The following is an 18,041-nucleotide window of genomic DNA, read 5'->3' as shown; positions in this document are numbered from 1 at the left end:
ATACTGGACGATCTCTCATAGCGAAACGCCATTATGCGCCATTCACGACACATAGAGCGCCATCAGCTGCCCTATTACCTGAAGGTGTTCAACAGCATCACCGACAAACCGATGGGCTACCTGGGCAATGTCTCGCTGGACGGGATGTTGCTGATCAGCCAACTGCCGATGCTGGTGGGCGGCCGTTTCGACATGCGCCTGAAGATTCCCGGCCATGACGGCAAGCTGCAACTGATCGAGTTTTCCGCGACCTGCCAGTGGTGCCGCGAGGACGTCAACCCAGGCAACTTCGACTCCGGTTTCAGCCTGGTGGCGCCGCCGATCGAGTACGTCGAGCTGGTCGATGCGCTACGCCGTTATTTCAGTTTTCGCCGTCAGGTGGAGTCGGTCTGAAGCGCAGGACGCGCTAAGCCGACCTGGCGGTAGCGAAAGGCAGGATGCCGGAAGTTCCGGTCGCCAGAGCAGGGCGTAACCTTGTTCCCAGTGCACTCCGAGCTCGGCCCTGTTGCCGCCGGTTGAGCACGGTGTATCGGCGTACAACCGCGAAGGGTTGTACGCCTGCGTTCCTTTCTTATCCGTTTGCAGGACCGCGGCCCTGTAGGAACGAGGGGGACGCCTAGTTCTTGCTCGCGAACAGTGCTTCCAGGCCGCATCGATGCTGGGCGGTTCGCGAGCAAGCTCGCTCCTACGAAAAGCGCTTCCGGAACGGGATGCTCGCGCCGAGAGGGCGAAACAAAATCTCTCGCCCTATAACGCCCCCGCCTTCTTCCAGCCCAGATAGCGGCTGACCAGCTCCGGCCCGAGTTGGCTGGGCCGCGCATCCAGCACCGGTACGCCGTGGGCGAGCAGTTTCTCGTGCAGCCCGGCGCGGGCGTTCAGGTAGTCCACCGTGCCACAGTAGGCCAGCGCGTCTTCGTACCCTTCCACGGGGGACTGCCGCAGCCGGTCGAGCACTTCTTCGCGCAGGCTGGCCACCAGCACCCGGTGTTGCCGGCCCAGGCGTTTCACCGCGGCGACCAGGTCCTCGTCGTCCTCATCGCGCAGGTTGGTGATGATCACCACCAGGGCGCGGCGGCGCTGGCGGGTAAGCACGGCCTGGACCGCTGCCGCGTAGTCCGCCGCCCGCTGGCTGCTGTCCAGGTCGTAGACAGCATTGAGCAGCACGCTCAACTGCGCGCTGCCCTTGCCTGGCGGCAGGTGGCGCGGCTGGTCGCCGGCGAAGGTCATCAGGCCCACGGCATCGCCCTGGCGCAGCGCGACATAGGCCAGCAGCAGGCTGGAGTTGAGGGCGTGGTCGAAGTGCGACAGGTCGCCGTCGTGGCTGCGCATGCGCCGCCCGCAGTCGAGCAGGAAGAGAATCTGCTGGTCGCGCTCGTCCTGGTATTCGCGGGCGATCGGCATGCGCTTGCGGGCGGTGGCTTTCCAGTCGATCTGCCGCAGCGTGTCGCCATCACGAAATTCGCGCAGCTGGTGGAACTCCAGGCCCAGGCCGCGGCGTTGCCCGGCGCGCACGCCGATGCGGTTCAGCCAGTGGTCCACGGCCATCAGCTCGGCGCCGTAGATGCGCGCGAAGTCGGGGTAGACGCGGGTTTCGCTGCGCTCTTCCAGATAACGCCGGCCCTTCCACAGGCGTAGCGGGCTGGACAGTTCCACTTCGCAGCGCGGGAAGACGAAATGCCCGCGAGACAGCGGGCGCACGCGGTAGCCCAGCTCGGTCTGCTCGCCCGGCCGTAGCTCGATCACCTGCGGCAGGTGCTCGAAGTCCATCGCACCGGGAAGGTGATCGAACACGGTCACGCGCTGCACCTGGGCGTAGCGATGGTGCAGTTGCAGGCGCACTTCGCTCCAGCGGCCCAGCGGCAGGTTGCCGCTCATCTGCCGCTCCAGGCGCGGCGAGGGCAGGCGGCGCAGCCATAGGGCGTCGACCAGTGCGAGCAGCGCCAGGGCGCACAGGACGCCCCACCAGAGGCGCTCGAGCAGCGCCGGCGCCGGGATATCCAGGGCCGCCGCCGTGCCCAGCGCGATGGCCACGGCCAACAGCACGCCGAGCAGCGCGAGAAGGACGCGCGATGGCTTCATAGGCGCGGCGCCGGTACCTGGTCGAGCAGTTGTTGCAGCACCTGGTCCACCGACAGGCCCTCGATGTCCAGTTCCGGCGACAGCCGCACGCGATGGCGCAGCACCGCCAGGGCGCTGCCCTTGACGTCGTCCGGCAGTACGAAGTCGCCACTGCGCAGCAGCGCCCGCGCCCGTGCGCAACGCACCAGCGCGATGGACGCACGCGGTCCGGCGCCCAGGGCCAGGCCCGGCCAGTTACGGGTAGTGCGGGCGATACGTACGGCGTAGTCCAGCACCTGGTCGTCGATCGGCAGGTCGGAGGCGATCTTCTGCAGCGCCATGACGTCCTTCTCCTTGAGCAGGGGACGGATCGGCGCCACGTCGAGCATGTCGCTGCGCGCGGAGCGGGTGACCTGGCGCACCAGGGTCTGCTCCTCGGCTTCCAGCGGGTAGTCGATGCGCAGCTTGAGCATGAAGCGGTCCAGCTCCGCCTCGGGCAGCGGGTAGGTGCCTTCCTGCTCGATAGGGTTCTGGGTCGCCAGCACCATGAACGGCTGCGGCACCGGCAGGGCGCGGCCTTCGAGGGTGACCTGGCGTTCCTGCATGACTTCCAGCAGGGCGGCCTGGGTCTTGGCCGGCGCGCGGTTGATCTCGTCGGCCAGCAGCAGGTGGGTGAACACCGGCCCCTTGCGCAGCTTGAACTGCTCGGTGGCAAGGTCGTAGACCGCATGGCCGGTGACGTCGCTGGGCATCAGGTCGGGGGTGAACTGGATGCGCGCGAAGCCGCCGTCGAAGCAGCGGGCGAGGGCGCGCACCAGCAGGGTCTTGCCCAGGCCGGGAACGCCTTCGATGAGGACGTGGCCGCCGGCGAGCAGCGCGGTGAGCACGTCGTCGATCACACCCTGCTGGCCGATCAGCGCCTTCTGCAGTTCATGACGCAGCGCCTGGGCCAACTGGCTGGCGCGCTGGCGCTGGGCGGCCGGATTGGAGGAGGGGCTGGCGGGTTCAGGTGTTTGTTCGCTCATAGGGCATTCCTGAGGCTTTGCAGGTGGGCGACCTGGCGGGTGAATTCGGCGATGGCCATGCGTTGCTGCGGATAGGGTCGCATGGCCTGGCTGATGGCGCTGACCGACAGCCGCGTCATGCGGCCCAGGGTCTGCCATTGTTCGGCGACGGGCAGGCGTTCGAAGCCCGGCTGGCGCTGTCGCGCGCGGCGCAGGATGTCACGCTGCAGCCCCTGCAGCAGGGCGATCTGGCCGCGCTGGCGGAGGACGAAGTCGGCGCCGGCGCGCAGGTGTTCTTCCAGTTGCCGGCGACCGCGCGCCGGGCTCGGTTGCAGCGGTCCCTGGCGCAATCCCTGGCGCCACAGGGCGAGCGCCAGCAGCAGGGCGCAGGCGACCAGCGCTTGCGGGAAGTAGCGCGCCAGCAGGGTGAAGAGGCTGTCGCCGTCGGCGCGATAGACCAGGGTCACGTTGCTGTCCTGGGTCAGGTACCAGAGCAGCCAGGCGTTGTCGTAGTCGCCCAGTTGGTCGTTCTGCCAGATCCAGTTGTCGGTCAGTACGGTGATCAGGCCCTTGTCCTGCTGCAGTTGCAGCAGGTGGGTGGCCTTTGCGCTGTTGGCCCAGGCGTAGGCGAGGTTCTTCGAGTCGAAGAGGTGGTACTCGGTATCGAAATCGATGTAGGCCGGCGCCTTTTCGTTTTCCAGGTAGAGCTTGGTCAGCGTGGGGTAGGCGTCTTCTTCCTGGTCAGGGTCGGCGTTCTCGGGGACTTCCGGGGCGACTGGCTGTTCGGTCGAGGGCTCCACGGCGGACTTGTCCTCCGTTGGGGCGGTGCCTTTGTCCTTGTCGAGGTCCTCGGTGAGGAACTGTTGCACTCCCAGGCGATCGAGCAGCAGGTCGCCGCTCTTGCCTTCCTCCTCGTCCCACAGGCGTTCGGCGGTGACCACCAGGTGGCCGCCGCGTGAGGCCCAGTCGAGCAGGCGTGCGCTCTGCTTCGGCGTGAGGTTTTCTCGGCTGCCGAGCAGGATCAGTGTGTGGCCCTTGCTCGGCAACCGGTCGAGCGCTTCCAGCCCCTTGGCCGTGTTCACCGCCAGGCCGCGTCCGCGCAGGTAGGACTCGGCGGCCAGGTAGGGATTGGCGCGGGCTTCCGGCGCGGCGCCGTGCTCGATGGTTTCGGGATAGGGCTTGAGATGCGTGTAGAGGTAGTACCCGGTGCCGCCGAGCAGCAGCAGGACGGCGAGGGTGGCGAGCAGGACGACGGGCCGCCTCATGCGCGCACCTCGTTGCCGAACAGGCTGCGCCATTGCTCGCACAGTCGCTGCTTGAGGCCGTCCTGGGGCGCGCGATGACCGTAGGCGAGTGCTTGCCAGTGCTGGGTCAGGCTGCGGGCGAAGCTGTCCAGAGGCGGGTTGTCGAGGGTTTCCACGCGCGCCAGCACCTCGCCTTCGGTGGTGGAGTCGCGCAGCGGCAGGCGGAAGTCGTGCAGCAGGCGGCTGAGCAGGGCGCGGTACAGCAGGCCCAGCGCGGCGCGCGGCTGCTCGTCCCAGAGGCGCTCGGCCTCGCTGGCGACGTCCTCGGGAAGGCTTTCCGGGGTCAGCTCCAGGCCGAACAGCACGCTCGGCACTTCACGGCGCGGGTGCTGCGGCAGGCCGATGCGGCCGGCGAACAGGCGCAGCCATTCGCGGTAACGCCAGATCAGCAGGACGACTACGCTGAGCAGCGCGCCCCACAGCAATACCTCGATGATCTGCGCGATGGACTTGAACGCCTGCCAATGCTCCAGTGCCTTGAAGAAGTTCTCCAGGTTCCGATCCTGGTCGCCGCTGGACGCCTTCTTCTCCTTGTCGGGGTCGCTCAGCCGCCAGCGGGTCACGGTTTCGCTGTTGCGGAACGGCGGCGCCGCCAGGATGGCTTCGGCCGCGTGCCGCGACTGCTCGCTGTTCAGCACCTGGTTCTGCAGGCGCGAGGCTTGTGGGCCGCCGGGGTCCTGGTCGGGCAGAGGGCAGCTGTAACCGGGTTGCTCGGCGGCCCGGACGCTGGCACCGGGCAGTGGCGCCAGGCAGGCGGCGACCACCAGCAGCAGGGCGTAGGCGCTGCCGATCAGGCGCTGGCGCAGGCGGCGCAGCACCAACTCGATGTCCCAGGCTTCCAGTTCGCTGCGTCGGTTCAGGTAGAGGGTGAAGCCGCAGGCCACGTACACCGGTTCCCAGACCACCAGCAGCAGTGCGTAGAGAAGATTGCTCAGGTGCTCCATCCAGGCCCAGTCGCCGTCGGCGAGGCTGATCAGCGATTGCCATTTCCAGTCTGAAACCCACTGCTGCGGCAGCAGCAGGTAGAGCAAAGCGGACAGCCCGAGCCACAAGGCCAGCTCGAAGTGCATGCCGATCACCGTGAGCCAGGTGGCGCCGCCGGCATTGCGCTGGCCGAGGACCACCAGGCGCTGGCTGCGGGCCTGGCCTTTGAGCCCTTCGAGCTGTAGCACCGGCAGGTCGAAACTGCGGGTGGGGCTTGCGCGGCGCCACAGCAGGCTGGGCAGCAGTTGGCTCTTGAGCAGGCCGGGGAACGCCCGCAGCGCCTGCCTGAGGCTGGGCGTGTCACCGAACAGGGCGCGCGACAGGATGTACAGCGGCAGGCGTTCGAAGGCCGGCTTGAGCCACCAGAACAGCAGGATCGCCCAGCCCGAATGGTTCCACAGCAGCAGGCTGAGCACGGCGAACACCGGCAGGGTGACCAGTGCCCAGCTGGCCATCAGCAGACCGGCATGCCGGCGCGCCAGGAGAATGCCCAGGTCCAGGGCTTCCCACGGGCTGCGCGGACGAATGGCGACGCTGGCGTCAGTCAGGCGCATGACGGCTCCGTCCGGCAAAGACGAAATAGCCACCGACCAGCAGCCAGAGGCAGGCACCGACGATGTACTTCACGGTCGCCGGGAACTGCGTGACCGAGGACCAGTAGCCTTCGATGAAGGCGGCGATCAGCAACAGCAGGATCACCCCGCCCACCAGCCGTACGGACCGGGCCGCCGCCTGGCGCAGCGCGTCGAGACGGCTCAGGCGGCCGGGCGCCAGCAGCGCCCAGCCGAGCTTGAGGCCGGCGGCGCCGGCGAAGGTGATGGCGGTGAGCTCGAAGGCGCCGTGGCCGATGACGAAGGACCAGAAGGTCTCGATGTAGCCCACCTGGGTCAGGTGCCCGGCCACCGCGCCGATCATCAGGCCGTTGAACAGCAGGAAGAACAGGCTGCCCAGGCAGAACAGCAGGCCGCTGGCGAAGGTCTGAAAGGCGATGCCGATGTTGTTCATGATGTAGAAGGCGAACATCTTCCAGTCGTCGCCGGTGTCCCGTTCGCCCATCGGTCCCAGGCGCCCGGTTTCCGGCGAGTACATGGACTCCATGTCGGCCACCCGCTCGGGGGACATCACGCTGTAGACCAGGTCGGGGAAGTGGTAGACCAGCAGCCCCATCAGCAGCAGGCTGCCGTAGAGCAGCAGGCTGGCCACCGCGATGCAGCGCCACTCCTCGCGCACCAGGCGCGGGAAACCGGCGGTGATGAAACCGAGGATGCGCGCGCCCAGATGGCTGCGGTGCCGGTAGAACTGCTGGTGCCCGCGCATGGCCAGTTGTTGCAGGTGATCGATCAGGTGGCTGCTGTAGCCGCGTTCCTGCGCCAGCGCCAGTTGCTGGCAGATGCGTCGGTAATCCGCGGCAAATTCCTCGGGACGTTCAGAGGTTTCCTGGCGCTTGCCGCTTTCCAGTTGCTCCAGGCGCTTGCTGAAGCGTTTCCACGCACCCTGGTGGCGCTGTTCGAAGAGGGCCTGCTTCATGGCGTCCCCCGGCCGCTGCCCAGCAGCCCGCTGGCGATGGCGTTGAGTCGTGCCTCCGCGTGCTCGGGCGCGACACCCAGCGGCTCGGCGAGGATGCCGGCCAGTTCTTCGCGCCGTGCCGCGGACAGGTGCTCGGCGCGTTCGGCGAAGCTCATCAGTGCGCGCTGCTCCTCCAGGTTCAGCGGCCAGGGCGCGCGCTGCGGCGGGACCTCCGGCAGATGCGGACGGCTCGGCGGCGGATCGCGGTAGATCACCAGCGTGCCAGCGGCCAGATCGCCCAGGCGCTTGAACGCCGGGTTGGACAGGCAACTGAGCAGACCCAGGGTGTAGCCGAAGGGCAGGATGTCGGCGAAACGCAGCAGGTTGCGCAGCAGCGAGGCGGACCAGCCGATGGGCGTGCCGTCATCGTGGACCACGCGTAGGCCCATCATCTGCTTGCCGGGCGAGCGGCCCTGGTTGAGCACTTCGAAGAGCACCATGTACCACCAGGTCATGACGAAGGTGAGCAGCAGGCCGAGGCCGGTGCCGAGCTGGCCGAGGAAGGCCAGCGCCATGAACAGGGCGAACATCAGCAGGGCGCGGATGCCCAGGTCGACCAGGTAGGCGATCGCTCGCGGAATGACCCCGGCGGGACGCAGCAGCAGGTCGATCCCTTCCGGCGTTTCCACGTGGTAGCGGGTATCCAGCGCGGGGCTGGGTGGACGGATGTCCGGGCGTGGAGCGGCGGCTGCGGTCAATGGGAGTCGCTATCGATGGCTGAAAGGCTGATGCTAGCCAGCGCGGTGCGGCGAGGCAACCGCGCTGGCGGAGAATTGCAGACTCGCATCGGTTCGGTTGCGGCGGCATGCCGGGAAGCGCCCGTCGAGGCAGAGGATCGCCCGGAGCGAAAGGCCGTCGTCGGCCATTCGCGGCAGGGCCGGATCGCAGGGCTCCGCGACGGTCGAGAGGGCCTTTGGCCACGGGCTGGCGCCGTGGTTTGGAAGTGCGGCAATGCGCACTGTTAGACTGCGGCGCATCTGCACGCAGGCAAGGACACGCGCCATGACCGCCAGCCTCTTCTGGTACGACTACGAAACCACCGGCATCGATCCGCGCCGCGACCGGCCCTTGCAGGTCGCCGGCATCCGCACGGACGAGGCCCTCAACGAGATCGGCCAGCCGCTGAATCTCTATTGCCGTCCCAGCGACGACATCCTCCCGCACCCGGCGGCCTGCCTGGTCACCGGGATCGTCCCGCAGCGGCTGGAGGAACAGGGTCTCGGCGAGGCGGAGTTCATGACCCGCCTGCACGCCGAACTGGCGCAGCCGGGTACCTGCGTCGCGGGCTACAACACCCTGCGCTTCGACGACGAGGTGACGCGCTACAGCCTCTATCGGAACTTCTTCGACCCGTACGCCCGCGAATGGCAGGGCGGCAACAGCCGCTGGGACCTGATCGACATGGTGCGCACCTGCTATGCGCTGCGCCCGGAAGGCATCGTCTGGCCCGAACAGGAGGGTGTGGTCAGCCTGAAGCTGGAGCGCCTCACCGCCGCCAACGGCATCGACCACGGCCAGGCCCACGACGCGCTGTCGGACGTGCGTGCGACCCTCGCCCTGGCCCGCCTGATCCGTGACCGCCAACCCAGGCTTTACGACTATCTCTACCGCCTGCGCAGCAAGCAGGGCGTCCTGGACCAGGTCCGCCTGCACGAGCCGCTGGTGCATGTCTCCGGGCGCTTCTCCGGGGCGCGTCATTACCTGTCGGTGGTGTTGCCGCTGGGCTGGCATCCGCGTAACCGTAACGCGTTGATCGTCTGCGACCTGGCGGCGGACCCGTCGCCGCTGCTGGAACTGGATGCCGAGGCGTTGCGCCAGCGCCTGTATACGCGCCGGGATGAACTGGCCGAAGGCGAACTGCCGGTGCCGCTGAAATTGCTGCATATCAACCGCTGCCCGGTAGTGGCGCCGCTGAACGTACTCCGTCCGCAGGATCGTGAACGTATTGGCCTGGACCTGGACGGATGCCTGAAGCGTGCGCAGGAGCTGGTCCAGGCCAAGGCGCTTTGGCAGGAGAAACTTGCGCCGATCTATTCCGAGGAAAGTTTCGCGGCGTCCGAGGATCCTGAGCAGCAGTTGTATGACGGATTTATCGGGGACCGGGACCGCCGATTGTGCGAACAGGTGCGTCAGGCAGATCCTGCCCGACTGGCCAAAGAGCAATGGCCGTTCGATGACCCGCGACTTCCTGAACTTCTGTTCCGATACCGTGCGCGTAATTTTCCGGAAACTTTGTCTGCCACCGAACAGCAACAATGGCTGGACTTCTGCCGTCAGCGCCTGAGTGCGCCGGAATGGGGGGCTCCGAATACTCTGGAGAACTTCGACAGCGCAATGGCCGAGCAGATGAGTAATGCTGGCGCAGCAAACCGCGCGGTGCTCGAAGCCTGGGCGAAATATGCACTCGCATTGCGCGAGCGCTATGGCCTCTAGCGTTTGCCGGGCAATAAAAAACGCCAGCACAAGGCTGGCGTTTTTTATTGCCCGAAGGGCTTAGCCCAGCAGGGTGGCCCAGCTCTCGACGGCCTCGGCGCCCCACTTGGCCTTCCATTCCTTGAGGGTCTTGTGGTTGCCGCCCTTGGTCTCGATGACTTCACCGGTGTGCGGGTTCTTGTATTGCTTGACCTTGCGGGCGCGTTTGGTCACGGTGCTCTTCGCGGTACGCGGCGATTTGCTCAGCTTCGCGTCCGGATCGAGCAGGGCGATGATATCGCGCAGGGATTTGCCGTAGCTGCCCATCAGTGCGCGGAGTTTCTCTTCGAACTCAAGCTCTTTCTTCAGCTTGTCGTCCTGCTCGAGGGATTTCAGTCGCTCCTGAAGTTCCTTGATGGCTTCTTCGGTGGCGCGGTACTCGTTGATCAGCGACATGTTGGGTACCTTAATCTTGAGGTCCAGCGGTGGCGGATAGTTTGTAGCACCCATAATAGTCAGCGGAGTTGTTCAAGTAAACGCTAAGAACAACTTTTGTGGGTAATTAGTCAAATATTGAAGTTATTAGCACGCCGAATTTAACCAGAGCATTCGCGCCAGCCCTAATTGGCTCTCGTCGGCCACTCCCGCCCAGTGCTGAACTTTTCCCCTCCAGCCGCTAGAATGGCGGCCTTCGCGATGTATCTGGAGTACACCCATGCGCACTTTTCGACTGGTGATCGCCTGCCCTGACGGGGTCGGCATCGTCGCCAAGGTGAGTAATTTCCTGGCCACTTACAACGGCTGGATCACCGAGGCCAGTCACCATTCCGATAATGACAACGGCTGGTTCTTCATGCGGCATGAGATTCGTGCTGACTCCCTGCCATTCGACATCGACGGCTTCCGCCAGGCGTTCGCCCCCATCGCCCGCGAGTTTTCCATGGAGTGGCGGATCACCGACTCTTCGGTGAAGAAGCGCGTCGTGCTGATGGCCAGTCGCGAGTCGCACTGCCTGGCCGACCTGCTGCACCGCTGGCACAGCGGCGAGCTGGACTGCGAGATTCCCTGCGTGATCGCCAACCACGACGACCTGCGCAGCATGGTGGAGTGGCATGGCATTCCGTACTTCCACGTCCCGGTGGACCCGAAGAACAAGCAGCCGGCCTTCGAGGAAGTATCGCGCCTGATCGACGAGCACCAGGCCGACAACGTGGTGCTGGCGCGCTACATGCAGATCATCCCGCCGGACCTGTGCCAGAAGTACCGCCACCAGGTGATCAACATCCACCACAGCTTCCTGCCGTCCTTCGTCGGCGCCAAGCCGTACCACCAGGCCTCGCTGCGCGGCGTGAAGCTGATCGGCGCGACCTGCCACTATGTGACCGAGGAGCTGGACGCCGGCCCGATCATCGAGCAGGACGTGGTGCGCATCAGCCACCGCGACAACATCGAGGACCTGGTGCGCCTGGGCAAGGACGTGGAGAAGCTGGTGCTGGCCCGCGGCCTGCGCTACCACCTGGAAGACCGCGTGCTGGTGCACGACAACAAGACCGTGGTGTTCGACTGATCCACGTGGTCTCGTTCCAGACTGGGTACTCCGCATGCTCCCGCCGTCTTCCGATGGCGGGCGCTGCGCTCAACGGAGATGGTCAGCATGAGCGACCCGAAGAGCCCCGGCACTGCCACCCCGCCGCCCACCCTGGGCGAGGGCTGCACCAGCCGCTACGATCCCGAAGCCTTGAGCGAAGAGGACGGCACCGAGTTTCCCGGCGCCGCCGAGCTCTGGGATTCGCTTACGCCGAAGACGCCGCCCGAGGGCGACAAGCCTGCCGAAGACTGAGTCTCAGGTCTTTTCCCGCAGCCCGATCAGCTTGCGCAGTAACGGTCGCCCCGCCAGCAGGGCGAACACCGGCGCGCCCATCACCAGATAGAAGTAGTAGGTCACCACGCGCCAGATCAGGATGGCCGCGGCCGCCGTGGATTTGCCCACCAGCGGGGCGAGCAGCGCGGCGGAGGTCAACTCGGTGCCACCGGCGCCGCCCGGCAGCAGCGTGGCCAGCCCGGCCGCCAGCGACAGCAGCTGGATCAGGAAGGTCCAGGCCCAGTGCAGGTCCACGTTCATCGCGCGCAGGGTGAGGTAGAGCACCGAGAAGCGCAGCGTCCAGTGGCAGCAGGTGAGGAAGAAGATCAGTGCCAGGCGGCGTTTGGGCTGGCGCAGGCTGCTGACCAGGGTGTCGCGGAAGTGCAGGCATTTGCGCGCCCAGCGCAGGCGTGTGCGCGGTTTCATGCCCAGGCGCGCGAGCAGGCGTCCGTTGGCCTTGATCGCCCGGCGCTGGAAGCGTGCCAGCAGCACCACGCCGAAGAGGATGCCGCCCAGCAGTACGCCACTGGTGATCAGCGAGGTCTCCAGGTCCGGGCTGATGCTGTGGGACAGGGCCCAGACCAGCACGGTCGCCAGCGCGCAGAGGAAGAACATCAGGTCGCTGAGCTGGTCCACGGCGAAGATCGCGCTGCTGTGTGCCGGCCGCATGCCGTGGCGCGACAGCAGGGCCATTAGCGTCAACGGGCCGCCGGTGCCGCCCGGTGTAGCGTAGAAGGCAAATTCCGAGGCCATGATGATCCCCACCGACTGCACCCGGCCGATGTCGCCGGCGCGGCCGTTGAGCAGCACCCGCAACTTCTGGGCGTTGATCAGCCAGCACAGCAGGATCATGCCGAACATGACCAGCAGGCTGTCGAGGGGGAAGGCCAGGACGTGGGCGAGCATTTCCCGGCCGCCGAGGACCAGCGGGACCAGCGAGGCGCCGATCAGGCCGAGCAGGAGCCAGCAGGCACGCGTCACGGACGCGCCTCCGGCAGGGGCGGAGAGGAGGGCTGGGCAGGTTGGAGCGGGGCAGTGTTCTGGCCGAGTCGCGCTTTCATGCAGAGTGGACCGTCAGCGGGGACCTGCGTTCGCCGAACTTTCCGTGGGCGGAGGGCGCCGCCGGCTGACGGCGCCCTGGGCTCACTCGGCGGATTTCTCGGTTGAAGAAACGCCGGCGCCTTCTTCCAGTGCCTTGTTCTCCCAGCCTTCCTCGCCGGGCAGGATCAGGTTGAGGAGGATGGCGACGATGGCGCACAGGGCGATGCCCTTCAGGCCGAAGTCGTCCGGGCCGGTGCCGGTGCCGATCAGCACGCCGCCGATGCCGAACACCAGGGTGACCGAGACGATGCACAGGTTGCGCGCCTGGGACAGGTCGACCTTGTGGCGGATCAGGGTGTTCATGCCCACCGAGGCGATGGTGCCGAACAGCAGGCAGAGGATGCCGCCCATCACCGGTACCGGGATGCTCTGCAGGATGGCGCCGAACTTGCCGACGAAGGCCAGGCCGACGGCGAACAGCGCCGCCCAGGTCATGATCTTCGGGTTGTAGTTCTTGGTCAGCATCACCGCGCCGGTCACTTCCGCGTAGGTGGTGTTCGGCGGGCCGCCGAACAGGCCGGCGGTGGAGGTGGCGATGCCGTCGCCCAGCAGGGTGCGGTGCAGGCCCGGGGTCTTCAGGTAGTTCTTGCCGGTCACGCCGCCTATCGCGATGACGCCGCCGATGTGCTCGATGGCCGGCGCCAGCGCCACCGGGACGATGAACAGGATGGCCTGCCAGTTGAACTCCGGGGCGGTGAACTTCGGCAGCTCCAGCCAGGGCGCGGCGACGATCCTGGCGACGTCGACCACGCCGAAGGCGAAGGACAGGCCGTAGCCCACCAGCACGCCGGCGATGATCGGCACCAGGCGCAGCATGCCCTTGGCGAATACCGCGACGATCAGGGTGGTGACCAGCGCCGGCATGGAAATCAGCATGGCGGTCTTGTACGGAATCAGCTCGCTGCCGTCGCCGGCCTTGCCCATTGCCATGTTGGCGGCGATCGGCGCCATCGCCAGGCCAATGGAGATGATCACCGGGCCGATGACCACCGGCGGCAGCAGGCGGTCGATGAAGCCGGTGCCCTTGATCTTCACCGCCAGGCCCAGGAAGGTGTAGACGAAGCCCGCCGCCACCACGCCGCCCATGGTCGCGGCCAGGCCGAACTGGCCCTTGGCGAGGATGATCGGGGTAATGAAGGCGAAGCTAGAGGCCAGGAACACCGGCACCTGGCGGCCCGTGACGATCTGGAACATCAGGGTGCCGAAGCCGGCGGTGAACAGCGCGACGTTCGGGTCCAGGCCGGTGATCAGCGGCATCAGCACCAGCGCGCCGAAGGCCACGAACAGCATCTGCGCGCCCGAGATGACCTGGCGCCACAGCGGGTCGTTGTATTCGTCGGCCATCTATCAGGTGTCCTTCTGCTTGGTGCCGAAGATCTTGTCACCGGCATCGCCCAGGCCCGGAATGATGTAGCCGTTCTCGTTCAGGCGCTGGTCGATGGAGGCGGTATAGATGAGCACGTCCGGATGCGCATCGTTGACCGCCTTGATCCCTTCCGGCGCCGCCACCAGCACCATCGCGCGAATCTCCTTGCAGCCGGCCTTCTTCAGCAGGTCGATGGTGGCGACCATCGAGCCGCCGGTGGCCAGCATCGGGTCGATGATCAGCGAGCGGCGCTCGGCGATGTCCGGCGCCAGCTTTTCCAGGTAAGTGTGTGCTTCGAGGGTTTCCTCGTTGCGCGCCACGCCCACGGCGCTGACCTTGGCGCCCGGAATCAGGCTGAGCACGCCGTCGAGCATGCCGATGCCGGCGCGCAGGATCGGTACCACGGTGATCTTCTTGCCGGCGATCTTCTCCACCTGCACCGAACCGGCCCAACCCTCGATCTCGTAGTTCTCCAGCGGCAGATCCTTGGTCGCCTCATAGGTCAGCAGGGCGCCGACTTCCTGGGCCAGCTCACGGAAATTCTTGGTGCTGATGTCATGGCGGCGCATCAGACCGATCTTGTGTCGGATCAGGGGGTGACGGATCTCGAGTACGGGCATGGACGGGGTCTCCGGACGGGCTGGCAAAAAAATTGCGGTAGCGTAATGCATCGTAGCTATCTTGGGCCACGATTGTTGGCGACTTTCGTCCGCTGACCCTTGCTCCACGGCACGCCGATAGGTACCTTTGCGCACTTTTTCACCGGAGAGCCCTCATGTCCGTCGATCTCGCGCACATCCGCCAAGTCATGGCCGAAGCCGACTGCCTGTACACCAACGCCGAGGTAGAGGCCGCCATCGCCCGTGTGGCCGAGGCCATCAACGGCTCGCTGGCCGACACCAACCCGGTGGTGTTCTGCGTGATGAACGGTGGCCTGATCTTCTCCGGCAAGCTGCTTCCGTTGCTGAATTTCCCGCTGGAAGCCTCCTACCTGCATGCGACCCGTTACCGCAACGAGACCACCGGCGGCGAGCTGTTCTGGAAGGCCAAGCCGGAAATCTCCTTCATCGACCGCGACGTGCTGATCGTCGACGACATCCTCGACGAAGGGCACACCCTCTCGGCGATCATCGATTTCTGCAAGCATGCCGGTGCCAAGCGCGTACACACCGCCGTGCTGATCGACAAGGACCACGACCGCAAGGCCCGTCCGGACCTGAAGGCCGACTACGTGGGCCTGTCCTGCATCGACCGCTACATCTTCGGCTACGGCATGGACTACAAGGGCTACTGGCGCAACGCCGCGGGCATCTTCGCGGTCAAGGGGCTCTGAGATGGGCGGGCCGCGTTTCCTCGACAGCGTGCTGTTCGACGAGATCGCGGCCCGTGCCGCCGCCAGCCCCCGGCGCCGGCAGAACCACAACTTCCATGAGCAGAGCGAACCCTGCCATCGCCTGCTCAATGCGCTGCAGCCCGACAGCTACATCCCGCCGCATTGCCACCGTCACCCGGACAAGGCCGAGAGCCTGCTGGTGGTGAAGGGCGCGCTGGGCCTGCTGATCTTCTCGGACAGCGGCGAGCTGTTGACCACCCGTGTGCTGCGTGCCGGCGGCGAGTGCGTCGGTGCGGACCTGCCGCCGGGTACCTTCCATGCCATCGTGGCGCTGGAGCCGGACAGCGTGATGTTCGAGGCCAAGTCCGGTCCGTTCGTCCCGCTGGGCGAGGACGAGCGTGGACAGTGGGCGCCGTGTGAGGGTGAAGCGGGCGCTGCCGAATACCTGGCGTGGATGCGCGCCCAGTTCGCCTGAGGCGCCTGCTTTTCGTAGGAGCGAGGGGGACGCCCTCGTTATTGCTCGCGAACATCACGGCAACGATGGGGAGATTTGGCGTGCCGCGGTTCGCGAGCAAGCTCGCTCCTACAGGTTCTTGATACATCGTTATGTATCGATGCATGCGTGGGGTAATGTGCATTCTTGCCGATGCATGCCCCGCCTATCCTGCGACCCTCACAAGACAACCGTCCGAGGTTCGCATGTCCCGTCTCCTCTATATCGATGGCCAATGGCAGCCCGCCGACAGCGGCGCCGTCCTGCGCCCGATCGCTCCCGCTACCCGTGAAGCGCTGCCGGAAGTCGCCTGCGCCGGTGTGTCCGACGTGGAGCGCGCCGTCGCTGCCGCCAAGCGCGCCTTCGCTGACTGGAAGCTGACCGGCGCCGCCCAGCGCGCGGGTTACCTGCGCGCCTTCGCCGAACAGCTCGAAGCCCGCAGCGAAGCGCTGATCGCCCTGCAGATGCAGGCCAGCGGCAAGCCGCGCCTGGAAGCGGAAATCGATATCGGCGACGCCATCGCCACCTTCGCCTACTACGCCGAACTGGCCGACCAGCTGGACGCCCGACAGAACGCCGAAGTGGCCCTGCCGGACGCCGGCTACCGCTCGCAGACCCGCTTCGAGCCCATCGGCGTGGTCGGCCTGATCGTGCCGTGGAACTTCCCATTGGTGACCAGCGCCTGGAAAGTCGCGCCGGCCCTGGCGGCGGGCTGTACCGTGGTGCTCAAGCCCTCGGAGATCACTCCGCTGATCGAGCTGGTGCTGGGCGAGATCGCCGACGCCATCGGCCTGCCGGCCGGCGTGCTGAACCTGGTGCCGGGCCTGGCCGATGCCGGCGCAGCGCTGTGCAGTCATCCGGGCATCGCCAAGCTGTCCTTCACCGGTAGCAACGTCGTTGGCCGCAAGGTCATGGAAGCCGCCGCCGCGCGCACCCTGCCGGTCGGCCTGGAACTGGGCGGCAAGTCGCCGATCCTGGTGTTCGAGGACTGCGACCTGGACGAGGCCGTGCAGTGGATCATCGCCGGCGTCTACTGGAACGCCGGGCAGATGTGCTCCGCCACCTCGCGCCTGCTGTTGCAGGAATCCATCGCCGAGCCGCTGCTGGCGAAGCTGAAGGTCGCGGTGGAAGGCCTGCGCGTCGGTGACTCGCTGCTCGGCGAGACCGACATGGGCCCGATGACCAGCCAAGCTCAGTACCGCAAGGTGCTCGACTATTTCGCCGTGGCGCACGACGAAGGCCTGGCCTGCCTGACCGGCGGCGAAGCGGCCGAGGGCTGGTTCATCCAGCCGACCGTGTACACCGATGTAGCGGCGGACAGCCGCCTGTGGCGCGAGGAAATCTTCGGGCCGGTGCTGTGCGTGCGGACCTTCAGTGACGAAGCCGATGCCCTGCGTCAGGCCAACGACAGCGACTTCGCCCTGGCCGCCACCGTGTGCAGCGCCAACCTGGAACGCGCCCAGCGCGTCGCCGAGAATCTGGAAGCCGGCAACGTCTGGCTGAACTCGCCGCAAGTGGTATTCCCGCAGACTTCCTGGGGCGGCGGCAAGCGCAGCGGCATCGGCCGCGAGCTGGGGCCGTGGGGCCTGTCGGCGCTCTTCGACATCAAGCACATCACCGCGCCGCGCTGATCGGCGTCACCCCGTGCTCCAGGCGCAGGTCCTCGACCAGCGCCTGGAGCGCTTCGTTGTGCCCCGGCTCGTCGCGCACCACCAGGCTGTGGGTGATGCCGTAGCCGAGGCTGTCTGGCAGCAGCGCGCGCATCTGGCCCTGTTCCACCCAGCGCTCGGCGTAGTGCGTGGGCAGGTAGCCCAGATGCGTGCCGGCGCGTACGGCGTGGAGCACCGCCTCCATGTGCTGGGCGAAGGCCGTGCTGCGCCGTGGGTCGGCCGGCAACTGCACGTCGGCCACCGCATAGCCGTGCTGGATCCAGTCGCAGCTTTCCAGCTCTGCGGCGTCCTTCACTGACTTGTCGAACAACGGATGCTCGCGCCCGCAGAACACGGCTACCCGCTCGTGGTACAGCGGCTCGTAGCGCAGGTTCGGCAGGCGCCGGCTGAAGCAGGCGATGGCCAGGTGCAGGCGGCCGTTGAGCACCAGACGCTCCAGTTCGCTGGAGGATTCGATGAGGAAATGCAGGCGCACGTCCTGATCGCGGCGGTTGAAGCGCGCCAGCGTCTGGTGGATGCGTGCCTCGGGCAGGGTGGCGATGTTGTCGGCCAGGCCCAGGTGCAGCTCGCCGACCAGACGCCCGGCCAGAGATTGCACCTGGTCGCGGAAGTCGCCCAGCGCGGCGAACAGGTTCTGCGCATAGTCCAGCACCCGCTCGCCTTTCTCGGTCAGTCGAAAGCCGCTCTTGCCGCGTTCGCACAGGCGGTAGCCCAGGCGCGTCTCCAGGCTGGCGATGTGCGTGCTGATGGTCGACTGGCCCATGCCGAGTTCGCCCTGCGCGGCGGAGAAGCCACCGCAGCGCACCACGCAGGCGAAGATGCGCAGTAGGCGCAGGTCGAGGTCGGAGACGTTATGTAGCATGAAGTCGTTCGATGTTTGAGGGGTGTT

The 18,041-nt window shown here is 66.5% G+C and carries 18 protein-coding genes; 7 read left to right on the top strand and 11 right to left on the bottom strand.

The genetic code is table 11. The features are described 5' to 3' along the window. The first annotated feature begins 33 nt into the window (after positions 1–33). Complete coding sequence (locus ACYCAX_RS04950) at positions 34–393, top strand: PilZ domain-containing protein (protein WP_015478782.1); 360 nt, start codon at positions 34–36, stop codon at positions 391–393. A 354-nt stretch (positions 394–747) separates the two neighbouring features. Here the strand turns inward: ACYCAX_RS04950 and ACYCAX_RS04945 are convergent, their stop codons facing one another. Genes ACYCAX_RS04945 through ACYCAX_RS04920 form a run of 6 tightly spaced genes read right to left on the bottom strand, consistent with a single transcriptional unit; the run spans position 748 to position 7,614 of the window. Then, complete coding sequence (locus ACYCAX_RS04945; protein ID WP_015478781.1) at positions 748–2,079, bottom strand: DUF58 domain-containing protein; 1,332 nt, start codon at positions 2,077–2,079, stop codon at positions 748–750. Continuing rightward, positions 2,076–3,083 carry an AAA family ATPase gene (locus ACYCAX_RS04940; protein ID WP_294975255.1) on the bottom strand — a complete coding sequence of 336 codons (1,008 nt, stop codon included), beginning with the start codon at positions 3,081–3,083 and terminating at the stop codon, positions 2,076–2,078. Before ACYCAX_RS04940 ends, ACYCAX_RS04945 begins: the two co-directional genes overlap by 4 nt. Next, a complete protein-coding gene (locus tag ACYCAX_RS04935; protein ID WP_015478779.1) occupies positions 3,080–4,327 on the bottom strand; it encodes a DUF4350 domain-containing protein in 1,248 nt (415 codons plus the stop codon). The genes ACYCAX_RS04940 and ACYCAX_RS04935 overlap by 4 nt, the downstream gene beginning before the upstream one ends. Beyond that, positions 4,324–5,904, bottom strand: a complete 1,581-nt coding sequence (locus ACYCAX_RS04930; protein WP_294975260.1) for a DUF4129 domain-containing protein — start codon at positions 5,902–5,904, stop codon at positions 4,324–4,326. The genes ACYCAX_RS04935 and ACYCAX_RS04930 overlap by 4 nt, the downstream gene beginning before the upstream one ends. Then, a complete protein-coding gene (locus tag ACYCAX_RS04925) occupies positions 5,891–6,877 on the bottom strand; it encodes a stage II sporulation protein M (protein WP_015478777.1) in 987 nt (328 codons plus the stop codon). Before ACYCAX_RS04925 ends, ACYCAX_RS04930 begins: the two co-directional genes overlap by 14 nt. Further along, positions 6,874–7,614, bottom strand: coding sequence for an RDD family protein (locus tag ACYCAX_RS04920; protein ID WP_051070449.1), 741 nt, complete (start codon positions 7,612–7,614; stop codon positions 6,874–6,876). Before ACYCAX_RS04920 ends, ACYCAX_RS04925 begins: the two co-directional genes overlap by 4 nt. 304 nt (positions 7,615–7,918) lie before the next feature. Here ACYCAX_RS04920 and sbcB point away from each other — a divergent pair, with 304 nt between their 5' ends. Beyond that, positions 7,919–9,349, top strand: coding sequence for an exodeoxyribonuclease I (gene sbcB / locus ACYCAX_RS04915; protein WP_460247504.1), 1,431 nt, complete (start codon positions 7,919–7,921; stop codon positions 9,347–9,349). Between the two features lie 60 nt (positions 9,350–9,409). On the opposite strand, the gene mvaT is transcribed toward sbcB, so the two are convergent. Continuing rightward, positions 9,410–9,784 carry a histone-like nucleoid-structuring protein MvaT gene (gene mvaT / locus ACYCAX_RS04910; protein WP_015478773.1) on the bottom strand — a complete coding sequence of 125 codons (375 nt, stop codon included), beginning with the start codon at positions 9,782–9,784 and terminating at the stop codon, positions 9,410–9,412. Positions 9,785–10,043: 259 nt separating this feature from the next. Between mvaT and purU the strand changes: the two genes are divergently transcribed. Both purU and ACYCAX_RS04900 read left to right on the top strand, forming a co-directional pair. After that, positions 10,044–10,895 (top strand): formyltetrahydrofolate deformylase, encoded by an 852-nt coding sequence (gene purU, locus ACYCAX_RS04905; RefSeq protein ID WP_015478772.1) that lies wholly within the window; start codon positions 10,044–10,046, stop codon positions 10,893–10,895. Positions 10,896–10,982: 87 nt separating this feature from the next. After that, positions 10,983–11,168, top strand: coding sequence for a hypothetical protein (locus tag ACYCAX_RS04900; RefSeq protein WP_460247502.1), 186 nt, complete (start codon positions 10,983–10,985; stop codon positions 11,166–11,168). Between the two features lie 3 nt (positions 11,169–11,171). Here the strand turns inward: ACYCAX_RS04900 and ACYCAX_RS04895 are convergent, their stop codons facing one another. From ACYCAX_RS04895 to upp, 3 genes are all read right to left on the bottom strand, one after another. Continuing rightward, positions 11,172–12,170 carry a lysylphosphatidylglycerol synthase transmembrane domain-containing protein gene (locus ACYCAX_RS04895; protein WP_294975268.1) on the bottom strand — a complete coding sequence of 333 codons (999 nt, stop codon included), beginning with the start codon at positions 12,168–12,170 and terminating at the stop codon, positions 11,172–11,174. Positions 12,171–12,332: 162 nt separating this feature from the next. Further along, on the bottom strand, positions 12,333–13,634 hold the full coding sequence (locus ACYCAX_RS04890) for a uracil-xanthine permease family protein (RefSeq protein ID WP_460247501.1): 1,302 nt from the start codon (positions 13,632–13,634) through the stop codon (positions 12,333–12,335). A 3-nt stretch (positions 13,635–13,637) separates the two neighbouring features. After that, complete coding sequence (gene upp / locus ACYCAX_RS04885; RefSeq protein ID WP_015478768.1) at positions 13,638–14,276, bottom strand: uracil phosphoribosyltransferase; 639 nt, start codon at positions 14,274–14,276, stop codon at positions 13,638–13,640. Positions 14,277–14,431: 155 nt separating this feature from the next. On the opposite strand from upp, the gene ACYCAX_RS04880 reads away from it, so the two are divergent. From ACYCAX_RS04880 to ACYCAX_RS04870, 3 genes are all read left to right on the top strand, one after another. Next, positions 14,432–14,989 (top strand): hypoxanthine-guanine phosphoribosyltransferase, encoded by a 558-nt coding sequence (locus ACYCAX_RS04880; RefSeq protein ID WP_015478767.1) that lies wholly within the window; start codon positions 14,432–14,434, stop codon positions 14,987–14,989. 1 nt (position 14,990) lies between these two features. Further along, complete coding sequence (locus ACYCAX_RS04875) at positions 14,991–15,464, top strand: WbuC family cupin fold metalloprotein (protein WP_015478766.1); 474 nt, start codon at positions 14,991–14,993, stop codon at positions 15,462–15,464. 224 nt (positions 15,465–15,688) lie between these two features. Further along, the gene (locus ACYCAX_RS04870; protein WP_460247500.1) at positions 15,689–17,113 is read left to right on the top strand and encodes an aldehyde dehydrogenase family protein; all 1,425 of its coding nucleotides are present in this window, start codon (positions 15,689–15,691) and stop codon (positions 17,111–17,113) included. On the opposite strand, the gene ACYCAX_RS04865 is transcribed toward ACYCAX_RS04870, so the two are convergent. After that, positions 17,097–18,014, bottom strand: a complete 918-nt coding sequence (locus ACYCAX_RS04865; RefSeq protein ID WP_294975281.1) for a LysR family transcriptional regulator — start codon at positions 18,012–18,014, stop codon at positions 17,097–17,099. The two genes, ACYCAX_RS04870 and ACYCAX_RS04865, sit on opposite strands and share 17 nt — an antisense overlap. Positions 18,015–18,041 lie beyond the last annotated feature (27 nt).

The organism is Pseudomonas sp. MT3, from assembly GCF_054720805.1.
This window is presented reverse-complemented; position numbering and strand designations above follow the sequence as displayed.

What these genes read in the sequence shown, in the direction of transcription:
- ACYCAX_RS04950 (WP_015478782.1), top strand. Translation starts at nt 34, where the DNA reads ATGCGCCATTCACGACACATAGAGCGCCATCAGCTGCCCTATTACCTG.
- ACYCAX_RS04945 (WP_015478781.1), bottom strand. Translation starts at nt 2,079, where the DNA reads ATGAAGCCATCGCGCGTCCTTCTCGCGCTGCTCGGCGTGCTGTTGGCC.
- ACYCAX_RS04940 (WP_294975255.1), bottom strand. Translation starts at nt 3,083, where the DNA reads ATGAGCGAACAAACACCTGAACCCGCCAGCCCCTCCTCCAATCCGGCC.
- ACYCAX_RS04935 (WP_015478779.1), bottom strand. Translation starts at nt 4,327, where the DNA reads ATGAGGCGGCCCGTCGTCCTGCTCGCCACCCTCGCCGTCCTGCTGCTG.
- ACYCAX_RS04930 (WP_294975260.1), bottom strand. Translation starts at nt 5,904, where the DNA reads ATGCGCCTGACTGACGCCAGCGTCGCCATTCGTCCGCGCAGCCCGTGG.
- ACYCAX_RS04925 (WP_015478777.1), bottom strand. Translation starts at nt 6,877, where the DNA reads ATGAAGCAGGCCCTCTTCGAACAGCGCCACCAGGGTGCGTGGAAACGC.
- sbcB (WP_460247504.1), top strand. Translation starts at nt 7,919, where the DNA reads ATGACCGCCAGCCTCTTCTGGTACGACTACGAAACCACCGGCATCGAT.
- mvaT (WP_015478773.1), bottom strand. Translation starts at nt 9,784, where the DNA reads ATGTCGCTGATCAACGAGTACCGCGCCACCGAAGAAGCCATCAAGGAA.
- purU (WP_015478772.1), top strand. Translation starts at nt 10,044, where the DNA reads ATGCGCACTTTTCGACTGGTGATCGCCTGCCCTGACGGGGTCGGCATC.
- ACYCAX_RS04900 (WP_460247502.1), top strand. Translation starts at nt 10,983, where the DNA reads ATGAGCGACCCGAAGAGCCCCGGCACTGCCACCCCGCCGCCCACCCTG.
- ACYCAX_RS04890 (WP_460247501.1), bottom strand. Translation starts at nt 13,634, where the DNA reads ATGGCCGACGAATACAACGACCCGCTGTGGCGCCAGGTCATCTCGGGC.
- upp (WP_015478768.1), bottom strand. Translation starts at nt 14,276, where the DNA reads ATGCCCGTACTCGAGATCCGTCACCCCCTGATCCGACACAAGATCGGT.
- ACYCAX_RS04880 (WP_015478767.1), top strand. Translation starts at nt 14,432, where the DNA reads ATGTCCGTCGATCTCGCGCACATCCGCCAAGTCATGGCCGAAGCCGAC.
- ACYCAX_RS04875 (WP_015478766.1), top strand. Translation starts at nt 14,991, where the DNA reads ATGGGCGGGCCGCGTTTCCTCGACAGCGTGCTGTTCGACGAGATCGCG.
- ACYCAX_RS04870 (WP_460247500.1), top strand. Translation starts at nt 15,689, where the DNA reads ATGTCCCGTCTCCTCTATATCGATGGCCAATGGCAGCCCGCCGACAGC.
- ACYCAX_RS04865 (WP_294975281.1), bottom strand. Translation starts at nt 18,014, where the DNA reads ATGCTACATAACGTCTCCGACCTCGACCTGCGCCTACTGCGCATCTTC.